Consider the following 20791-nt stretch of genomic DNA (forward strand, 5'->3'; position numbering starts at 1 on the left):
TCTTGTTGAACGTTTGCAGTTGCCAGACCGCAAACTGTTTTAACAAATCAAAAGGGGTTTTTATAACTGGCTCAAAGCTGAAAGCTTTACGGAACCTCCAGCCTAGCTGGAGGTTTTCTGTGCATAAGAAAAAGGCCGCCGAAACGGCCTTCCGTTTTCTGCTGTGCTCTGGTGAATCTAAAAATTATTGCATAGTTTACAATAAGAAATAGAACCATCAGCGCGGGGATTTTCATTTACATAATAGCATCTTATACACATTATCACTCCTTTGATAAGGCAGATTAGTCCGCCGTTGCCTCCACACACTCCTCTGGCTGAGCTATCAACTCATCGACTTCGGTCATGTCTTTGATGTCACTGGCTGGCATATTGATACGCAAATCGATCCAGCGGCCGTCCGGGATGTCCATAGGATCGCCAGCCACAATCGCGGCAGTATCGATATCGAAGCGACGCTTACTGACAGACACCGTGATTTTCCCGTCGTGATCAACTTCGGTAGCAACAAAGCACAGACGGTTGCCGTTGACATCCTGCGGGATCTCGACCGTCCAGCCTTCCAGCGAGAAGCCCAGCGAACCGGTTACTTCATACACACCGGTTGCGACTTTAACGGCGGTGACACCTGTCGCTTCCGGGTTCACCGCAACCAAACCAGACAGAGTGAAGCCATCCAGGAAGTCCGACTGCATTTTGTATGGGTGATTGGTCAAACGGGCGATCGGTGAGGCTTTTTTAATAAAGCCATTGGCATCCACCGAGGTATTGCCCGTGTGCCACATCGCGACCCACGAACCCCAGCCACTCGGTGCACGGACACGAGTGCGGAGATCAATGGTGTTAACCCCTTGTCTTGCGCACATTGTCCAACGGGATGCACCATCAAATCCAAATTGGAATCCAGCCCAAGGAGCGGTAGCGTCTGGCCCTCCAGTGGCATTTGTACTTGCACGCCATAACTGGTTAGCACTAACCGCTTCTATATCAGATATCGCCGGTGATGTGGTTCCTAGCCAGCCTCCTGCACCGACCGCAAGAGCGCCAACATCGGCCGCTGTGGGTTTATTCTTTTCGCTATACAGTCTATTCCACGTAGGAGCAGTTATTTCATTAATAGAGACACCAATATAGGCATCACCAGTTCCATAATTTAGCAGGATGCCACCATAGCCACCTTCAGTGTCCCTTTTGCCCAGAACATTCCAGTAAGTGTAGGTATTAGCCAAAGCAGGAGGTTTGTTTGTACTGACGGCGTTGAGTAACGAACTATATCCAACGGGTTTTGACCAATCTTCTATTGCAGTAAACGTTTTACCTCCGGTTGAGGTTTTACCTATATTGGTGGCGTTATCAACAAAGGTATTTGCAGTAAGTTTGGATTCTATGACGACGTTACCAGTATCCAATGCCACCCTAAAAGGTCTAAGACTATTATAGGAGCCGTATTCGTCTTTATTATTAGTGAGCATTAAATACAAATTGTTCGTGTCTTGTCGCCAAAAAGAGCCATACCCACCTTGTACCAGCCTGTAAGTATTTGGGGCGGTTGCCTGGATTTCTCCTGAAACTTTTATCCCTCCCTCTATATTCTGGATTCCTCCAAGCGTCCTCGAAACATAGTCTCCCTGCATTTTTGACATACTCGCTACGGTAACACTCGTGCCATCTGGCGCAGTCAGCGTGACATCGCCGCTACCAGTCAGAATGGACTGCCAGCCATCAAGTTGACTTTGATAATCAGACAGTTGGCTCGCCAGGCGCCGGGCAAAATCGGGCACTGAATCAATATAGGTTGTAATGATTGCATACGCCTGAGCCGTCACCGTAGTCCCAGTGAAGGCATCAACCAGCGTCAGTTGGGTATTGCTCTGCACGGACGCAATTTCATACATCACCACCGTGCCCGCAGCCGGGAGCAACAGCATCTGACCGGGGCCAACACCCTGTTTGGCGTCTGCCCATTTGGTTCCTGTTCCGGTGACAACTTTACTGCTTTTTGTCGCGGCAATCGTGCCTGTTCTATACCACATACGTTTTGCTCCAGATGGCAAAAACCCGCACATGGCGGGTTTGAGTGAGGGGGTGAAATAATTATTTAGATAGCGGGTTCAGGCGGCGTTTCATCAACATCAGTCACCTCTTCAACGTCGTTGACTGGCATATAGATACGCAAATCAATCCAACGACCATCCGGGATATCGATCGGATCGCCGTTCTCATAACCTTCTTTAACGTTCCGTGCAAATACTGGCGCATCAGGATGGGTTCGATGATAGGTTTTAATTAAAATATCCCCTGATGCCTCAACGTCGTAATCCACCCAAATAAGTGGCTGTTTGTTTTTATCTTCCGGGATCGATATACCGCCATCGTTCCCTCCCCAAAGTGCATCTGCGTTAAAGCCGAGCATGCCGCTTAAACGATAAATACCCCGACCAACGCGCGCTGCTACGGTGCCCACTGCGCTCTCGTTATTTTCAATCACACCGTCGCCAAACAGTTTGATAATCGGAGAGGCCGGTTTTATATATCCATTCGTATCGACGGTGGTATTTCTGGTGGAATAAACCACCGATCCATTATGACGGAAACCGTTTATTGCATCGACTAAGCCTGCCCGCGTATTAACAAATACGCAAGGCTTACCGTGTGTAACACCGGAGGCTAATGATGTTGATACGTTTGGAACAAAACCGACGCCATACCATGAAACAAAGTTCATGTTGCACAATTCATTATAATTTGCGCCATCGGCACCGCGAATGATATATGATGCTGTACCGGTGTTAGGAATTGTTCCCGATTGAATATCAGTATATGACAGCGCCACTCGCCCAGGCTGTAAACCAATATGCGCCGCAATGATCCCTGTTTCCGTGAAAATATGTGTATAGGATTTTTTCCCAACACGCAAGTTCATTCTCCCTGATGGCTCAGTATATGCCAACGCTAATTCATCGGCATTGGCATCATTCATAAGAATGCCGCTGCTATTACCATTAAGATTTATTCTTCCATCAGGGGAGAGTGCGGCTAACTTATTTATCTCACCGAGGTTATTAACGATAAAGTAACCAAAGCCACCCGATCCATTTCCCTTATGACATATAAAATCAGTGCGACCAGTTCCAGCCTCATAGCCCCAGGACATGTAGGAACCTTGCGAGGTCGGAATAAAGCCACTTCCTAAACCAGATGCCTTTATTCCTGCTCCGTTAAACAGACGAGCCATTACATCGTTATTAAATGTAAAATGCCCATTTACTGGCTGAGTATCAATCAACGCGTTATGTATTGCCGTCAGTAATGCAAAAGTTGGAGCTGTAGTTTGCGTCTCACTCAGTGTTATGACATTTTTCCATAAAGATTGGAGTTGGCGAGCAGACTGTGTAACGTAAATATTGAATGAATAAGGATCTAACTTAACATAGAGGTCATAACTATTCGCAGTGGTTTCAATAATACCTGCATCAATGACTGCACTTTTACCAAAACGCGTCACTGAAAGATGCGCACGATTAAGCGTATTTACAACAGTATTTGTAGCATTACCCGTTCGCAGAATTAACGTTGCCCAACCATTTTGACCCGCGATACCGTTGTACCCAGCACCGCCATTAACTTCAAAGCGCATTGTCACACCACCTTGAGCCAGCGCTGTGATGCTTGCGATTTTTACCCAATTAGCGACATTAACGTTATTACCAATCATCCATTGAGCACTATCCAATTGAGAATAATAGGGGAGAGTTTCATCGATTGTTGTTTTATCCCCTTTTCCCGAATCTCTACGGAATATTACCTGACTGTTTCTATCAACACCGACGAATTCACTGGCTTTAGTTGCTGAATCTGTTGTGCGCCATATCATGGCATAACCCGACTCACCGCTGAATTGCGCGGAAGATGTTTCTCCGCTTACCGTAGTGCTGCCAGTGATTACACCTTTTGAATTGGGTACCGTAATAGCTTTTGCAAATGTAACCGGCCCCGCCACATTTTGTGCGGTGCTCTTTGTGGTAGAAAGATAGTCACCCTGCATTTTGTTCATTGTTGGCACACTAACAGACGTACCATCCGGCGCAGTCAGCGTGACATCGCCGGTACCGGTCAGAATGGACTGCCAGCCATCGAGTTGGCTTTGATAATCAGACAGTTGACTCGCCAGGCGCCGGGCAAAATCGGGCACTGAATCAATATAGGTTGTAACGATCGCATAAGCCTGAGCCGTCACCGTAGTCCCCGTGATGGCATCGACCAGCGTCAGTTGGGTATTGCTCTGCACAGACGCAATTTCATACATCACCACCGTACCCGCAGCCGGAAGTAACAGCATCTGACCGGGGCCAACACCCTGTTTGGCGTCAGCCCATTTGGTTCCTGTTCCAGTAACTATTTTACTGCTTTTTGTCGCGGCAATTGTGCCTGTTCTATACCACATAGGTTTTTCTCCAAATAAAAAACCCGCACGTGGCGGGCTTGAGTGAGGGTCTTCAATTAATTATTCAAACACCGAATTCAGAATCTTTATAGGGGAATTTAATAATTCTGACTACGCGTGAATTAACAGATTCAGAAATTGATAATACGCCATTGTTTACAATGGTTGTGTTACCATCCATTGTTACTGCCGCGCCAATCGGAATACCTACTATCATTCCTGCACTTACCTTCACATCCATTATAGGCCGCTCTGTAATTACGCCATCCTTAATATAGTGCTCCCATGGTAACGCATGGCCTTTTATAACATTTTTCCAACCATTAGCGTCAGCATCCTTTTGCATCATGCTTTCATCATTGGTAGTACAGGATGTTATTTTTCCTTCATCGTCATAACCAATATAACTGATAATCATCGTTTCATCCCTATAATAGATAATGTTCCAAAATTTAATGTGTAAGGGGTATCGAATGCTGTGAACTCAACCTTGATGTTAAAAGAACCCGATATATTAATAATAGCCGATAGTGTTACCGATGCATCCGCAATAGACTCATCTTGCGAATTCATAGTCAAAATACTCCCATTGACATATAGTCTGATTATTCCGCCTCTGGTTCCCTTGCCATAATGTTTTGCTGCATTATAAATAATTAGTACAGGAATATTTTCACTACCTATCCAAGGAGTCATCTCGAGGCAACTTACAGCAACATTCTTGACGCCATCAATATGGCCATGTGTCGTTCCAACAGGCACCGTTACTGATGCTCCCGCTAGTTTTAATGTCGTTATTTCTGCATCTCTTATTTTTGCAGATGTTATCGCCCCGTCTCTTATCTTGGCACTTTCAATCGAGGCATCGGCAAGAAAACCCGACTTGATAAATACCTGACCATTATCAATGGTAAACGGTGTGGATACCTGACCGTTGTTGGCATTAATTACTGAGAAGCGATCAGCCTGAACAACAAACTGACTTTTCCCATCAGGTTCTATCCCCAAGCCCAACCCGGCAACGTATTTATTTCCTCCCGATGTGGTGTTGACTTTAAGATTCCACGACGCCGAGATTTTGCCCTCCATCGTGGCCTGCGCTTTGCTGACCTGCTGCACCGCAGCGGAGTTCTCGCCCACAGACGCCGTTACGCTATCGATGCGCTGACCCAATGCCGTGTCGCCATTTGCCCGCGCGGTCTGCTCACTGGTGATGGCCGTGCTGGTTTGCCCGACGGTGGTTTGCAGGCCATCGATACGGGTTGCCAATGCACCATCGCCATCCGCCACCGTTTTCTTCAGCGTGGTGATATCAGCTGCTGCCGTGTCGGTTTTTGCCGACACCGTGTCGATACGCTGAGACAAGGCGCTATCGGCGGTGACTCTGGCTGTCTCCTCCGTTTTCAGTGCGGCGACGGTTGTCGCCAGGGACGAAGTGGTGGTGCTGATGCGCTGGGAAAGCGCCTCATCCGCCGATGCGGTGGTTTGCTTCAGGTCGCTGATCTGCCCGGAAGCCGCGTCATATTTCACCTGCAACGTTTGCAGAACGCTGGCCTGCGCCTGCTGCGCGTCGGCCTGGGCTTTCTGCTCGTTGGTGACGCTGGCGAACGACTTACGTGTGGTTTTGTCGCGGTCGGCAAGATTGAGGGCGTTCTCGATCGTGGCCTCTGCGCTCAAATCCACGGACGCACTCAACTGGTCGATGCGGCTCGACTGTACGCTGTCATTGTCCGCCACCACCTGCGTCAACGTGTCGATACTGCCTTGCAGTCGCGTATCCCCGGTGGTTACTGCGGCGGAAATGCTATCGACACGTTTACCCAACGCAGAGTCCGCCTCGGTACGCGCTGTCGTTTCGGACTGAATCGCCACCACGTTACTGTCGGTGGTGGTTTTCAGTGAATCGACGCGTTTACCCAATGCGGTATCGGCATCGGCACGCGCAGTGGTTTCCGACTGGATCGCCACCGTGTTTTGCCCTGTCGTTGCCGACACGCTATCAATGCGCTGACCCAACGCCGTGTCGGCATTCGCCCGCGTCGTCTGCTCGCTGGTGAGAGCCGCGCTGGTCTGCCCGACAGTGGTTTGCAGGCCATCAATGCGGGTAGACAACGCACTGTCGCCATCTGCCACCGTTTTTTTCAGCGTGGTGATATCCGCTGCTGCCGTGTCGGTTTTTGCCGACAGCGTATCGACACGTTGAGACAACGCGCCGTCTGCGTTGGCCCTGGCTGTCTCCTCCGTTTTCAGTGCGGCGACGGTTGTCGCCAAAGACGAAGTAGTGGTGCTGATGCGCAGGGAAAGCGCTTCATCCGCCGACACGGTGGTTTGCTTCAGGTCGCTGATCTGCCCGGAAGCCGCGTCATATTTCACCTGCAACGTTTGCAGAACGCTGGCCTGCGCCTGCTGCGCGTCGGCCTGGGCTTTCTGCTCGTTGGTGACACTGGCGAAGGATTGGCGCAGGGTTTGGTCGCGTTCGGCAAGATTGAGGGCATTCTCGATCATGGCCTCTGCGCTCAAATCCACGGACGCACTCAACTGGTCGATGCGGCTCGACTGTACGCTGTCATTGTCTGCCACCACCTGAGTCAGCGTGTCGATACTGCCTTGCAGTCGCGTATCCCCGGTGGTTACTGCGGCGGAAACGCTATCGACACGTTTACCCAATGCGGAGTCCGCCTCGGTACGCGCTGTCGTTTCGGACTGAATCGCCGCCACGTTACTGTCGGTGGTGGTTTTCAGTGAATCGACGCGTTTACCCAATGCGGTATCGGCATCAGCACGCGCAGTGGTTTCCGACTGGATCGCCACTGTGTTTTGCCCTGTCGTTGCCGACACGCTATCAATGCGCTGACCCAGCGCCGTGTCGGCATTCGCCCGCGTCGTCTGCTCGCTGGTGAGAGCTGCGCTGGTCTGCCCGACAGTGGTTTGCAGGCCATCGATGCGGGTAGACAACGCACTGTCGCCATCTGCCAACGTTTTTTTCAGCGTGGTGATATCCGCTGCTGCCGTGTCGGTTTTTGCCGACAGCGTATCGACACGTTTACCCAGCGCAGAGTCAGCATCCGTGCGTGCCGTAATTTCGGTTTGAATAGCGGCAGAATTGTTGCTGGTATCCGCAGAGACAGCATCAATCCGTTTACCCAGCGCACTGTCGGCATCGGCGCGCGTGGTTTTCTCAGAAAGAATGGATGCCGCGTTCTCAGCGACACTCGCCGAAACGTCGCTGATATCCGCAGCCAACGCCTCATCAACACTGACCATTGTCTGCTGCAAATGGCTTATCTTGCCTTCAGCGTCGGATTTATTGCCATCCACCGTGGATCTCAACTGTTGCAGCGATTGCGCCGTCGCTGCTTTCTCCGTGGCAACCGTCTGGCGAACTTCGGTAATTTGCGCCTGCTGACCATTAAAATCGGCGGTCAGTTGCAGAACATCCTGAGCGATCGCCTGCTGGCCATCCACGATGAGGCTTTGCGCGCGAATAATCTCGGCATCGCAGGTTTTGCGCTCGGTCTTCTCCGTGTTCAAACCCAGCGCGTTTTCAATAATGGCCTCTGCGGCAGAGTCCAGATTGGAATGCGCCAGATTTACCGATGCAATCAGCTCCGTGCGGGCATTGGCAAGATCCGTTTCTACCTGAACAACACTCTCTGCCAATTTTTTATCCGTGGCATCGAGTTGTATTCTGGCATCGGTCAGCGCCTGATTGGCCGCATCGGCACGTTTACCCAACGCCAGCGCCGCGGCTTCTGAGTTCGCAATTTCGGCGCTTAACTTTTTATCTGTTTCAGTCACACGGTCTGACAATGCCTTGTCAGATGCCTCAAGTTGCGTTCTGGCATCGACAAGCGCCTGATTGGCCGCATCAACGCGATCGCCAAGCAGTTTTTCCGCCTGCTCAAGCTCTTTGCGTGCGTCTTCCAACTGTTCCAGCGTGGCGGAGTTGTCGATCTTCTCCAGCAACGCCTTCGCCAGTTCGGTCTCGCCAATCTCTCCCGCCAGATAGTCCAGAATCAGATTGGCATCTGAACTGGCGCTGCCTTGCGTCCATGCCGTCCACGGCCCCTGATTACCCAACCGGTCAACAATGCGGGCTTTGAACCATATCACCCGCCCTGCCGCCAGCCCCGGTACCGTATGGGAATTTTGCGGATAGGCGTAATCGCCGTAATGCACAGCGGCCTCGTCGCTGGCAATGGAATTCGACCAGACTTCGACTTTCTGCGTATCTTCTGCGCCTTGCGGGAACAGCCAATCCAGCGTGATACCAAACACAATCGCGCTGGCGGTAAATGAAGCCAGCGCGGGAGGCGCACCGTTTTTCCCTGACAGGACTTTTTCTGCGGCATTGGCCCACACGGATGAGGCACCGGCAGGGTTAATTGCACGAACGCGAGCCTGATAGCGTCCCGCATAGACGCCGTCGACTTCAAAGCTGGCCGTCGATGAACGTTGGACGGCGATCCAGTTGCCGTTATCCCGACGCCATTCCGCTTCATACGCAATGGCATTCGGCGCGACACGCCAGGAAACGCGCATCGTCGTTACCGTCAACCCCTGGGCGACTTTCGAATTACTGGAAATCACTACATTGGTTGGCGCTTGCTGGGCACCGGGTGGAATGACGGAGATCGGGCGTTCATCGATGCGCGCACCGTTATCGATGCGCGCGTATTTGTCCGGATCGTGCTCAACGGCGCTGACGTCAAAGGTATTGTCATCGTTGTATTTGATGCCGGTAACGCGGTACTGCTGAATGGCCAGATCGTTGGCGTCAACCGACCACGCGGATTCCACCGCCGGAATTTCGCTGTAGGCAACGCTGACCGTCACCACGTTGCCGTTAATGGCCGTCACCGTCCGCGCTTCAGCTTTTCCGCTCGGAAGGTTCAGAATCAGCCGATCGCTCTGTTTCGCATTCGCGACGCGATCCAGCGTAATGTTCTTGCCGTTAACCGCTTTGATTCGACCGCCAATGACTTTACCGGCGACGTCTTCGTTGGCGATGCCGATGATATAGCCGGGCATTGGGATCATGCCGTCCAGGCCGACGCTGAAATTTGTCAGCCCGTCTTTACTGTTGCTCAGTAATGCCCAACGGCCGCGACGGTTGGCTTCAGTCTGACGCGTACAGCCGATCGCGGTTAAATCAACGTTATTGATGCCATAGCGGCGAACCAGAGAGTTATCTGAAACGGCTTCAATTTCATCTTGATAATGATTAATCGGATTTGACCAACTGACCATCGCCGTCGAAAAACGGTTCTTTTGGCTACCGCCAGCGCGGTTAAATTTACCGTTAATCACGTTTGAGCGGTTATAGATGTAATCAACATCCCTTGGCATATCCGCGAGGGCGGATAACTGATTGTTGCCCCAATAGGTCATCCCGCGGAATATCGCGGCGAAGTCCCGCAGTACGGTAAATGCCTGCTCACGCGACTGGACATACATATCACAGAGGAAACGTGGCTCCATGCCTGCGCCACCACGCCCGTCAGGAACCAGTTGATCGCAATACTGGGCGATGCGGTACAGCTCCCATTTATCCACCTGTGTCGAGTCAATTTTCTCGCCGAGACCAAATAGATCATTCAGTACCAGATCGTAAAATACCCACGCCGGGTTATTGGAATAGGCCCATTTAAAGGTGCCATCCCATATTCCCGCATATCCACGCGTTTCTGGATTATAGGTTGTCGGAATGCGGATAATACGGCCACGCGGCTTACAGCTGATCTTTGGAATGTTCTGGAACTGCTTCGCGTCAAATTCAACAAATAACAGCGCGGTATTCGGATAACGCAATTTCGCATCGATCACATCGGTAATCGACTGAATATTCATTTTATCCGTAAGGCGACTGGTCGTTGAATCCTCGGTGATACGTCGGGCGCGGATCTGCCAACCCGTGGTGGCTTTCGGCAGATCGATACGGTGCGAACGCTCGTACAACGAGGACGTTTTACCGTCAACCGCGGTTTTGAGCATTTCCTGATACGCGCCGCCATCTGTTGCCACATCAACGGCATAGTCCACGCGTGCGCCATTGACGTCGCCGTTCTCTTCCTGCATCTGAATTGCAGGCCAGGCAAAACGCAGCCGCACCGCCGACAATTGCGTATTATTGATTGCGCGGATCCACGGACGTTCCTTGGTCAACTCAACGCCAATGTTGACTTCGTTCTCTACACTCGGGATCCCTTGAATATACTCCTGCGCCTGGGTGCCGGCACGAAACTCCCATTTCAGGCCGGGGAAGTTTTCATTGCCGTTCGCATCCAGAATCGCCGTGCCGTCCAGAAGAATATCTTTTCCGGACAAATTTCCGGCGAACTCGCCATTTCCCAGCGCAATCAAGATTTTCGTTCTGGCCGTTGATTGCAGACTGTCCGGCGATTCAACCGGAACGTGTGCGCTTCCACCACCGCCTTTGCGGCCGCCTATAAGTTTCCGTGCCATATTTCACCCATTAAAAAAGGCCGTCCGATGGACGACCTTATTGAAACAAAGAGGTTTTACTGCTGTTCTTCCGCGTAAATCCCCGCTGAAATAACCGCCCCGCCGATTTCCCGTTGCCCATACAGCACGCCAACCGGGTTGCCTTGCGCCGTGGTATTTACCGGGCCACCAAATGCATAGGAGGGTTTGTTATCGGGATCCTGCCCCATGGAGAGCCCTTTGGGTTGCGGTGATAGCATCTGCATGACGCCCCCCATCACCATCGAAACACCCGTCATTAAAGCCATTGAGGCCCATGTACTGGCGGCAATTGCAGCAAAGCTACCCATACTGATTATTGTCGCCGCAATAAGCACAGCTCCCAATACAATTTGAAACATACCGGCGCGCTTGTTACCGGAAATAACTGGCGCAATACGAATGTCTTGCGTGCCTGAATTGTCTTTGAGCTCCTCCAGGCCGATATTTCGCTTGCCTTTAAACACGGCGTAAACCAGTCCACGTTGCTTCGAGGTCATCATGAAATGTTCAAAACCAGGGAGGATAATAGAAAGCGCCCTGATTGCTTCTCTGGGAGAGTTAACCGCCAGACGGTGAACCCGGCCAAACATCGCGCCGAGCTGCCCATATAAGCGAATGGTGTTTAATTCGTTAGTTTTCATAGCCATCAGAATAAATCCTTATGCCGCACGATTTTCAGTGTTCTTTCAAGCCAATAGCCGCCGTAGGGCGTGCGATTGCTAAGATGTCCATACAGATGGTGCAGCAGCATCCCATCTTCCACCAGAATGCCCGCATGATTGGCGACGGGTGCGGAGACCTGCATAATCGCCATATCCCCTTTTTGGGTAGCCCCGGTGAATTCGCGGAATCCGCATTCGAACCAGTTATCCATATAGAAGTTTTTCTTGCCGTCCTCCCACCAGGGATAATCCACGCGATAATCTTTCAGTTCTATGCCATGCGTTTGCCGGAAGTAGCTCATGATCAGTCCCCAGCAATCAGCATAACCGAGCAAGAACTGGCGCCCCACCAGCGGCCGCTCGCCCCGGGGTTGAATAGTGCGCAAATCACCCTCCGGCCAGCTTACGATATGCCAGGGCAAGGCCGAGTCATCGCATTCAGCCATGTCCTTCTCGCTCGGTTGCGTCGTGGCGTCCGGGTGACTATGCACGATGGCGGCGATGGTTCCCCAATCCTCCACGTTGGCATAGTCCTCTGGCGCGATCGTGAAGCCATAGCGCGGGCCACGCTTTTCGTCAGCATTGTCGGGCAGGATATTTCGGCAGGGAAAATAGCGCTCAACGCGGGATTTTTGCGCCACTAACCCACAACACTCCTGCGGATAGCACTGTTTTGCGTGCGCCATGATCGCCTGCAGGGTTTTATTTCTCATGGTGTTACCTCTTGATCAGTGCTGACCCCGGAAATCCGCCGAAGTCGAGTTGCTCATTCTCCCCGAAGCGCCGGTTGCACGACGACAGCAAGCCCGCACAGACATCGCGACTGGGATCGTCCGTTGGCTTGTCATCCAGCGTAAAAGAGCCATTCTGCCCGGCGTAAGCGCAGCCCTTGCCGGTGCGATACCAGCCGCGCATGGCCCAGGTGCAAAGGGAATGAATTTGCCGGGTGGGGATCATCAGACCCTCCAAATCCGCCGGACTTGAAAGCGTGAACTCAACCACTTCGTTGTTTTCACTGCTTTTACTGTCGATGTAGAAGACCTGAATAAACTCCTGATTAGGGTCGGCTTCGGGATTGCCCTCGGGAAAGTTCGCCCCGTCGAGGTAGTGTTTGAACGTTTCATGGATCGTGACTTTCGCCTGAACCATGTCGTTGAAATGAATGCACAGCGCGGTAATCGAGCCGTTCAGATTGGCTACGCTTAATTTTGGCTGCGCACTCTGACCATCGCTGGACATTTCCAGCCCTTCAATCTGGCATGGCCATGCGCTGTATTCTTCCCCTTGCCACCAAATTGATTTTGCCAAAAGCTTGCTGTCATCACCGCCTGCGGCAGCGATTTCTTCAGGCGTATGCGGGATCGTATCGCCATGAAAACGAAGTATTCCGGCATCAAATTTATTGCCGTCAATTTCGTACAGGCGAATGCGATTTCCCGGCTCTAACTTTTGCAGGTCTGCATTCATTGTCATGTTATTTACTCATTACTAGGGGTGGTAGGCTTGTTCGAAGGAGGCTGAAACCGTCATGACACGCCCGCCGTAGGGTGAGGCTTTGATAGAGTCGGGTAAAACCCGATAGAGGCCAGGCTCACCATACGGCGGCGTCCAGATAAATGATTTAATAGTGTGGGTGCGGAAAAACGTCAGGATCGGTAACATCTCCTGCTCTTTCCCGTTGAACATTAACGGCCACGTCTGCGTTTCAGGGTTGATGCCATCGCCAACAACCTGCTTATAGCCATCGCCGAACTGCGCCGTTCTGACGCGCTGATCGTAGGTCCCTTCCGGCATTCCCTGCGTTGGCCAACTGAATGTGTCAAGTGCCATGCTTTTCTCCGGGCATAAAAAAACCGCCGAAGCGGTTTTGATTGACTAGAACTGGTTAACTTTACGCCAATGATTTTATCTGGATATAAAGTCCTGTTTAACTGCGTGTTAAGAACTTATCGCTGGTACTGGAAGTTCCACAGCATACCACCTGGCCGGATCGCGGCAGCGATGCCTTCCCTTATCGAGCTGTCGATGACTTGCTGATAGATAGCGCCCAAGCCGTTATTTTTTGACTCGTCAGATTTCGATTGCGTGTCGCCGTCCTGCTTGACGATGACCGTCGTTTGGAAGGTCTGATTTCCACCCGATCCGCCGCCAAAAGAGGGAACGGAGGCTGCGATGCCGGGATCGGTGACCAGTCCGCCATTGGCGTAACCTTTTGCTGATTCCATCAAGGCATAAAGATTATTGACGCCGATTTTGCTCGTCGCCTCTTTGGTCATGACGAATTCACCGCGGTGCACAATGCCTGCTGGCTGATATTTACCGCCATTACCGGTATAGCCACCTTCATCCCAGAAAGAGTATTGTCCTGACGACCCTGACGATCCGGATAAGAAAGATGAAAAGCCAAATTCACCACCACCGCCACCGCCACCGCCAGATGTACTTGCGCCTCCTGAAGATCCCGAAATCCACTTCATCATGGACTGGATTGCATAAGCAATTAACAACTGGTTGATGATTTGCAGAATCGACTTCAGGAAATTGACCGTAAACTCTTTGACGTTGGCGGTGCCGGTTGTGACCAGATCGTAAGCCATTGTCGAAAGGCCGTTGAATGTTGTTTGCGCTAGCGTAGACGTTGCACTGAACACATCCAGGGACGTCTCGGCAAACTGCCTGATGCCATTTTCCAAGCCGCCGACCCAGTCACCACTCCTCTTATCTTCGGCATCAAAGCCAGCTTGCAGCATTTCACGCGCTTTGGTGTACTCTGCCGTGAGTTCAGTTATGCGCTTGGGATCGGTAATGCCTTCTCTCTTGCTCTCATAATCATTGCGAAGATCTTCTTTCTGCCTCTCGCGCTGCACTCCCCTGGACGTTAAATTAGCGGTTCTTTCAGCAAAATCATTGCGGGAACTAAAATCTTTTGTCTTTTCCTGCATTGCTTTCGTTGCTTGGGTTTCAGCTTTTAATGCGGCTTCGCGTTCCCTGGTGGCTGTATTATCCAGTTGCTTCGGAACTGCATTTGCAGTTGTTGTCGTGGGTTTGCGCTGATTAACTGAATTTTGCTTCGCATAATTTTCGTTTTCGCGGCGGATCGATTCATCTTTCACCTCTTTAGAGGCATTACTATTTCGTATGTCCGCAAGTTTTCGCTGATGTTTTTCCTCGGCAGTCTCGTATCGCTTTTTCAGTTGCTGATCGGCTTGAAACTGTCTTTTCTTGATGGTTTCCTCGTCCTGCGCCTGCTTTTCAAGAGCATTGATCTTATCAAGAGTATACTTCTGCTCCTGAAGCGCTTCGTACTCTGCTCTCGCTTTATTAGCGGTGTTAATCGCTTCATTACGCTGTCTTTCTAAATGTTGATTACCCAATTCATCAATATGTTTGCCTCGGCCATACCCCTTTGTGTCAGGCTGTGGCATGTTATCCACGACTTTCTGGGCGTTCTCCGCCCTTTTCCTTGCTTCTTCGACACGTTCCCCCAAGGGATCGGCACGCCCAATATCAATAAAAGCATCTTTAGCTTCCGCCATGACCTTTTTGGCATCTGCCATAGTTTCAGTAATACTTTTCCAGACGCTCTCCAACGCTCCGAGATTTTCCACGCTCTTTTCTGAGCCACTTTTTATAGATTCAGCGTAAGCATCCATTGCTACGCGCGCCGCGGCGGTAGTATTTCCTGATGCTTCCAATGTCGCAATTTGTTCAAGCTGCGATGCAGTCAGGAAATGGATTTGCTGATCTAACGCCTGAGCCGCTCTTAACGGATCCTGTTGAAGGCGCTGAAAGTTTGCAATAGTCGTATCAACTGATTGACCTGTCGCTTCTTCCATTGTCATCGCTGCAAGAGTGACACTTTGCAATTGAGCGGAATCAAAAGACCCGGTGCCGACAACTTTCGCCAAAACCGCAGACGCTTCACTCTGTGTGCCGATGTTTTCACCGATCTGCCTTGACATTGCTATCAACTGGCTGGCTGATTGACTCGCATAGCCACCTGTCAGTTTTAATTGCTTGCTGAATTCCTCGCTTTCTTTCGACGCCAAAGAATAAGCAGTGCCTAAAAGACCAATTCCAGCAGCAACTGCTGCCACAGGCGCGAAAGCAGCTCCCATAAAGCGAGTCAGCATGCCTGTTGCCTGTCTGATATTGTCAAATCCACCCTTAAGCTCATTGCCCTGCGCAACAAGATCCATAAAGGACGATGAGCCTGAATTAACGGATGCCATCGCCTGAGCAATCTGCGCTGGCAGTTCGCTCATTGCCTGTGAAAATCGATCAATACTTTGTGCCGCTCTTTCAGAGGCTTCCGCTTGCGCCTCCATTCCCGCTGCCAACAGCGATAGTGTTGCTATGTCTGTCATTTCAATCGCTCCGTTTATGAATTATTGCCAAAGCAACGCGTTCCATTATCCGAATGTCTTCAAAAACGGCCGCCGTATTCTCTATATCCATCATGCTCATCACCTGCGGCAAACAGCCGTAATCCAGACCCGTCGGGCCATTCATTCCTATACGCCATTGCGTGGACATGGCACGGAAAAGCAGAAAGGAGGGCCACACGTCGGGTGTTATTTCGATGATCACATCGTCGTAATCGCTGGGAAACATTCCTATGGCGGCAAGTTCATTGACAGTAGGTTCAGGGGTATAGAGAGCAGTGGCGACCTCAGTTAGTTTTTTTCGCGGGCGCCCAACATTTCTTCGTAATAGGCTTCGATTACAGCTTTCTGCGCCTGTGGATAGTTGCTAAATAACAAGCTGAGGTTTTCCTGATTAAATTCATCCGGTAATGCCCAGGCTTCAACAATTTCCATCACCAGCATTTTACCGGTCATGCCCTCTTGTTTTTCCAGATCGGAAAGTTCTTCAAGAGCTTTATGGCGAAAGGAAAACGTAACGATGCCGGGTTCTTGTCCAGCACGCGGAATAGTGACATTCTTTTTGAAAATAGGATTAGGTTTCAGAGCAAACTTGGTAGCCATAATAGATGATTCCATTTTAAAATGTTATTAAATTGGTGGGTGCCAGTTTATAAAAAAACTATTGGACCAGCAGATGCTGGCCCATAGAAATAAAGTGCAGGCAGGGATTTATTAAGGTGCTGGCACGGTTTCGAGTGGTTTATAGAAAGTCATGCCCGGCGACTGCATATTCAGAATCACAGAAACCGTTTCAATGGCGTTAACCGCAGTCACTGGCGTTTGGTTGAATGAAACGCTGGCACACCAGTAACGATTCTCCTTGGCTTTCGGTACGTACATTTTCGCGGCCAGGAAATCACCACTCTTGTCTGCCGCACGCAGGATAGGATAAATCGGCAAACTCGAATCATGTGCCAACGTGAAGGTCTGAGTTTGCGCTGATTTGAAGGTGTCCAGATTGCGCTGACGGTTGTCAGAGAGGAATTGCACCTGGATATTCTGCTGTTCACCGCCCGCATTCGCCACTTCGGTAATTTGCGGCAGCTCGGCCCAGGAAACAATTTTGCGTAATGAACCGCCACCGGCACCTGGGGCATAAGTGCCGGTATCGGTAGTGTTGATATCTTCCAGCGTCAGCGTGCTGCCTGCCACGACTGAAATTCGCGCCACGATATTATCCAGTGAAGACCAACCAGAAGAGAGTTGAATAATATCGCCGACTTTCAGCGTATGGGCCGCGCTGGTTGTCACCACCGCACTGGCGGCATTGGAAATGCCTGAAACAATCAATTTAGTGTCATATGCAGAGGCGATGTGAACAGTTGCGCCATTAGGTAATGCGTATCCCATGGATAATTCCTTATTTTTGAACAAAAAAAACCGCCGGATGGCGGTATGTATAAATGGATGAGTGATCGACATTTCACGTCAATTCCCGCCCATTCTGAAGTAGTGTCAGCCTGATCATTCAGGCCGACACTGGATTTTGTGAAAATCGCAGACTGCCTGTATGTCTAGCGCACCCTCTCGAACAGCCCCACGCCCATTCCCGGAATAAATGATGCCGCGCGCCATACCCCGTCAGGCGTCGAGCCCGCAGCATTCCCGGCAAGATCGCAAGGCACCAGATAACTGGCGCTCACCGTCGTTCCCGGCAGGAGTGAACTGGTGGTCATGTTTTTCAAGATGGCGACATCACCCGCATCAAAAAGGCTGGTGATATTGGTAAATGAAGCGAGTCCATCGATATCGATTGCACCCGACAATTCGATTCCCCGGACTTTATTGCTGGTATCTACTTGATAAACAAAGGTCTGCGAACCATTGACACCCAAGGTAAATACCTTGACCGATGAGATATCGTTACGTTGTCCTTGCAGCTCAAACGTGGCACCGGGATTGAAAAGTTTAACGGTGCTTGTTGAAAAATCGGTCATCCCCGCGGTTTTGATCGGGTAGACAACCTGTGCATTCCCGTCGGTGATATCGCCCCTGACATCGAAATGGCAGTTGATCGATGCGCCGGTCTGATATTCCCCCGCAATGACATCAATACATGCCGCGCCATCGGCCCTGCTGGGTGAAGTAAACCTCACGCCAGAGAGATAACTGGCATCATTTGATATCCGGATAAAATGTTTATGCGCTGCCCACTGATCCAGTACGCACAGCCCGCCGAACATCACGAAATTCCTGAAGGAGTCCGCGACATCAATGACATGCACCGCCGGGAATACATTTGATGAAGTACAGGATTCAAATTTATTATTCATCAGGAAAAACGAATGGTTAAAATCTTGCGATTTTATTGCCCCACGTTGGAGATCTTCGAAGTGGCAATGGGTAATTCTGACGGCGTTACAGTTATCTGCATCACGGACAAAACATAATGCATGCTGATAAACCGTCTCCGTCCAACTGGGATCGTTGCCGCCAGACTGTATTTTGCAATTCAGGAAATCACCGTCCCATAAATCAACCGCATAAACAGCCCGCCGACCAAAGCGATAGAACCAGACATTACTGACGTGGAAATCAAACCCCACGCCGTAGAGGTGCATTAAATCGCGTTTGGACCAGGTCGTTGAAGAGACGTCAGACGCCGATCCAGAGAGAGTCAGATCCCTGAGTGTAAAATTTTGGGTGCGCGTTTTATGGCTATCGTAGTCTGATTTTTTAACCACAATACCCGGATCATTGGTTGTGGCGTCAAAGTAGAGGTGCGTATTCCCCATCCCCTGCCCGGTAATGAATAAATCGTCACCTTGATTTATGACCCAGGTACCGGAAACCTTTATTGTGCCGTTCGGAAGTGTGATTGAAGATTTACGATTTGCGGCGGCGGTTGAGAGCAAGTTTAATTTTTGTGTCGCATCGCCAGAAAGAATATTGCCAGCCCACAACCCTTGTATCCCTGACGATAAATCGCGGGACCAACCGCCGGAACTGTTTACCCGGAAAAACGTCACGCTGTCATCAATTAATGAAGAGCTGTTTAACCAAAAGAGTTCCCCGCCCCCGGTTCCCTCTCCCACCTGATACTCGTTGAGCAGTATTTTTTGATTTACCGTCCCGACGATCTGTCTCAATGCATTGATGTCAGGGCATTGACCAATATATTTAAACCCGTCTGATGATTGAATATCCTCTATTAACACCATAACACCCTCGATTCTTAATATTATCTGATGAGCTTTTTGTATTATCTTTTCATTGATGAGCGGAATGACGAGAGGCTTCTATCGACCGGATGGCCTGTTTGTCCAAATTACAATTCTCTATTGTTTCAAGAAGCCGATCGTTCCAGATAACACTGGCGCCATACGTAAATGGCTGCTCGGGAAGTGGCGGAATACAGTTAGCGGTCAGGTTGGCCGGAATAGGCACCACTGGCAATGGAACGTATTTGATTCGCTCGGTTGAACAACCCATCAGCGATATTCCTATCAATAACGTCATCATTGCAGGCAGATTTTGCCAGAACGGTTTTATAGACCACGCGCACCTTATCGCTGGTTGTGGCATTTTGTTGCTTTGCATTCTGGGTGCTCCGCGCAATATCGTTGAACAGGTCGATAGAGGTGATAACGTTACTGGTGATGTTTTCCGCACTTTCCCGGTCGGCCTTTGCCTGCTCCGCAAGCCGGGATGCATCGGCAGCCTGACCCTGGTAGTAAATCGCCACCATCGCCAGCAGCGTCGCTACCACCAGCAAAGAGGTTACCGTTTTCATGGATAATCCTTTGCCCGCAGTTGGAAGTGCGGCCCATCTTTTAGCGTCGTCCAGTTACCGCCCCATTCCGTTGCGATATTCAATTCTTCCGACGCCTGTTTAAATGCCTCGGCGATTTGCCGGTAATATTTCATCTCCCAACTGCCCGCTGGCGTTGGGTAAGCGAAAACGTCAATCGCATGGCCGGTAATATGTCGGCTATTCATCGTCTGACTTTTACCTGCCTCAACGAGTAATGTCTGTCTTTCCCTGGTGCGAAGTCCTTCAGTAATGCCAAAATCAACGGTTGAAATCTGCAATGCCCGGCGTACCACCTTCTCTAAATGAGGATGAATACCGCTAAGATTCTTCTCACTCCGCTGACTGAATTTAAATGTGCTCATGTGTTATCCCGGATTGATTATTTTCATGACGTTGCCCTGCGCACGAACGACCGCAATACACAGGGCAACGTTAATAAATGTCTCTGACCAGTCGGTGTTTAAATATTCCCCGGAGAGAATACGTATCGGCACAGCCACAGACGCGACGATTAGCGCCCATGCAAAACACGATGCCAGGGGCCTGTAAGTTAACGAGCCGCGCTGGAAAACCATTAATTGCATCGCCATAACGGCGCAGGCCATTGCATCAATAAGAAGTAGAACGTTATTTTCCGCCATCCCCGTGTCCTCTCAGTTTTTTGATCAACTTAACGGGGTCACCTGATTCCTTACTTATGAACATCAATAAACGCACGGCGACGGCGGAAGCAACCACCGCCCCCAAGGGGGCCTCAGCGACGATAACGTCAGGCGTGAAATAATTGATAATTGATGTGACGAAATCCGCTGAGACTATCCCTACGAGAAAAGAAATCAGAAAGAGGCATACGCGCCGAAGGATCGATATATCCGCAGATGAAAGGACATAAATCACGGCGCCACCAAACGCCCCGATAACGATGCCTGAATTGATCCCGGGTGCGAGGCCGATTATGGTTACCCCACCTAATATATATGTCGCTGCGCCGGTACCCGTAGATACAGGTTCACCCATT

Annotated in this window: 18 protein-coding genes and 1 pseudogene; all 19 read right to left on the minus strand. The window is 50.5% G+C overall.

The window, feature by feature from the left end; genetic code table 11:
- Positions 1–284 precede the first annotated feature (284 nt).
- Complete coding sequence (locus DRI82_RS18950; protein ID WP_114195477.1) at positions 285–2033, minus strand: phage tail fiber protein; 1749 nt, start codon at positions 2031–2033, stop codon at positions 285–287.
- A 65-nt stretch (positions 2034–2098) separates the two neighbouring features.
- On the minus strand, positions 2099–3235 hold the full coding sequence (locus DRI82_RS24860; RefSeq protein ID WP_484068169.1) for a phage tail fiber protein: 1137 nt from the start codon (positions 3233–3235) through the stop codon (positions 2099–2101).
- 1273 nt (positions 3236–4508) lie between these two features.
- Positions 4509–4862 (minus strand): hypothetical protein, encoded by a 354-nt coding sequence (locus DRI82_RS18960; RefSeq protein ID WP_114195479.1) that lies wholly within the window; start codon positions 4860–4862, stop codon positions 4509–4511.
- Positions 4859–7708, minus strand: a complete 2850-nt coding sequence (locus DRI82_RS24575) for a phage tail tip fiber protein (protein ID WP_342768549.1) — start codon at positions 7706–7708, stop codon at positions 4859–4861. The genes DRI82_RS18960 and DRI82_RS24575 overlap by 4 nt, the downstream gene beginning before the upstream one ends.
- A 468-nt stretch (positions 7709–8176) precedes the next feature.
- Positions 8177–10909: pseudogene (locus DRI82_RS24415) on the minus strand (TipJ family phage tail tip protein); the annotation flags it as partial.
- A 56-nt stretch (positions 10910–10965) separates the two neighbouring features.
- Positions 10966–11577 (minus strand): tail assembly protein, encoded by a 612-nt coding sequence (locus DRI82_RS18970; protein ID WP_114195481.1) that lies wholly within the window; start codon positions 11575–11577, stop codon positions 10966–10968.
- Positions 11577–12305 (minus strand): C40 family peptidase, encoded by a 729-nt coding sequence (locus DRI82_RS18975; protein ID WP_114195482.1) that lies wholly within the window; start codon positions 12303–12305, stop codon positions 11577–11579. Before DRI82_RS18975 ends, DRI82_RS18970 begins: the two co-directional genes overlap by 1 nt.
- Positions 12306–12309: 4 nt before the next feature.
- Positions 12310–13065: a phage minor tail protein L gene (locus DRI82_RS18980; RefSeq protein WP_114195483.1), complete on the minus strand. Its 756-nt coding sequence runs from the start codon at positions 13063–13065 to the stop codon at positions 12310–12312.
- A gap of 15 nt (positions 13066–13080) precedes the next feature.
- Entirely contained in the window at positions 13081–13422 is a 342-nt protein-coding gene (locus DRI82_RS18985) for a phage tail protein (RefSeq protein ID WP_114195484.1), read from the minus strand.
- Positions 13423–13538: 116 nt separating this feature from the next.
- A complete protein-coding gene (locus tag DRI82_RS18990; RefSeq protein ID WP_114195485.1) occupies positions 13539–15959 on the minus strand; it encodes a phage tail tape measure protein in 2421 nt (806 codons plus the stop codon).
- 1 nt (position 15960) lies between these two features.
- Complete coding sequence (locus tag DRI82_RS18995; RefSeq protein WP_114195486.1) at positions 15961–16206, minus strand: DUF1799 domain-containing protein; 246 nt, start codon at positions 16204–16206, stop codon at positions 15961–15963.
- Between the two features lie 62 nt (positions 16207–16268).
- Positions 16269–16580 (minus strand): phage tail assembly chaperone, encoded by a 312-nt coding sequence (locus tag DRI82_RS19000; protein ID WP_114195487.1) that lies wholly within the window; start codon positions 16578–16580, stop codon positions 16269–16271.
- Positions 16581–16691: 111 nt separating this feature from the next.
- Positions 16692–17369, minus strand: coding sequence for a phage tail protein (locus DRI82_RS19005; protein WP_114195488.1), 678 nt, complete (start codon positions 17367–17369; stop codon positions 16692–16694).
- Between the two features lie 164 nt (positions 17370–17533).
- Positions 17534–19180 (minus strand): hypothetical protein, encoded by a 1647-nt coding sequence (locus DRI82_RS19010; RefSeq protein ID WP_114195489.1) that lies wholly within the window; start codon positions 19178–19180, stop codon positions 17534–17536.
- Positions 19181–19229: 49 nt separating this feature from the next.
- On the minus strand, positions 19230–19481 hold the full coding sequence (lysC, locus tag DRI82_RS24780) for an Rz1-like lysis system protein LysC (protein ID WP_114195540.1): 252 nt from the start codon (positions 19479–19481) through the stop codon (positions 19230–19232).
- Positions 19378–19752, minus strand: coding sequence for a hypothetical protein (locus tag DRI82_RS23900; protein ID WP_157968100.1), 375 nt, complete (start codon positions 19750–19752; stop codon positions 19378–19380). Before DRI82_RS23900 ends, lysC begins: the two co-directional genes overlap by 104 nt.
- Positions 19749–20135 carry a M15 family metallopeptidase gene (locus DRI82_RS19020; RefSeq protein WP_114195490.1) on the minus strand — a complete coding sequence of 129 codons (387 nt, stop codon included), beginning with the start codon at positions 20133–20135 and terminating at the stop codon, positions 19749–19751. The genes DRI82_RS23900 and DRI82_RS19020 overlap by 4 nt, the downstream gene beginning before the upstream one ends.
- A gap of 3 nt (positions 20136–20138) precedes the next feature.
- On the minus strand, positions 20139–20414 hold the full coding sequence (locus DRI82_RS19025; protein ID WP_114195491.1) for a phage holin family protein: 276 nt from the start codon (positions 20412–20414) through the stop codon (positions 20139–20141).
- Entirely contained in the window at positions 20401–20790 is a 390-nt protein-coding gene (locus DRI82_RS19030; RefSeq protein WP_114195492.1) for a putative holin, read from the minus strand. Before DRI82_RS19030 ends, DRI82_RS19025 begins: the two co-directional genes overlap by 14 nt.
- Between the last annotated feature and the right edge of the window lies 1 nt (position 20791).

Origin of the sequence: Edaphovirga cremea (assembly GCF_003332275.1) — a bacterium.
GTDB lineage: Bacteria > Pseudomonadota > Gammaproteobacteria > Enterobacterales > Enterobacteriaceae > Edaphovirga > Edaphovirga cremea.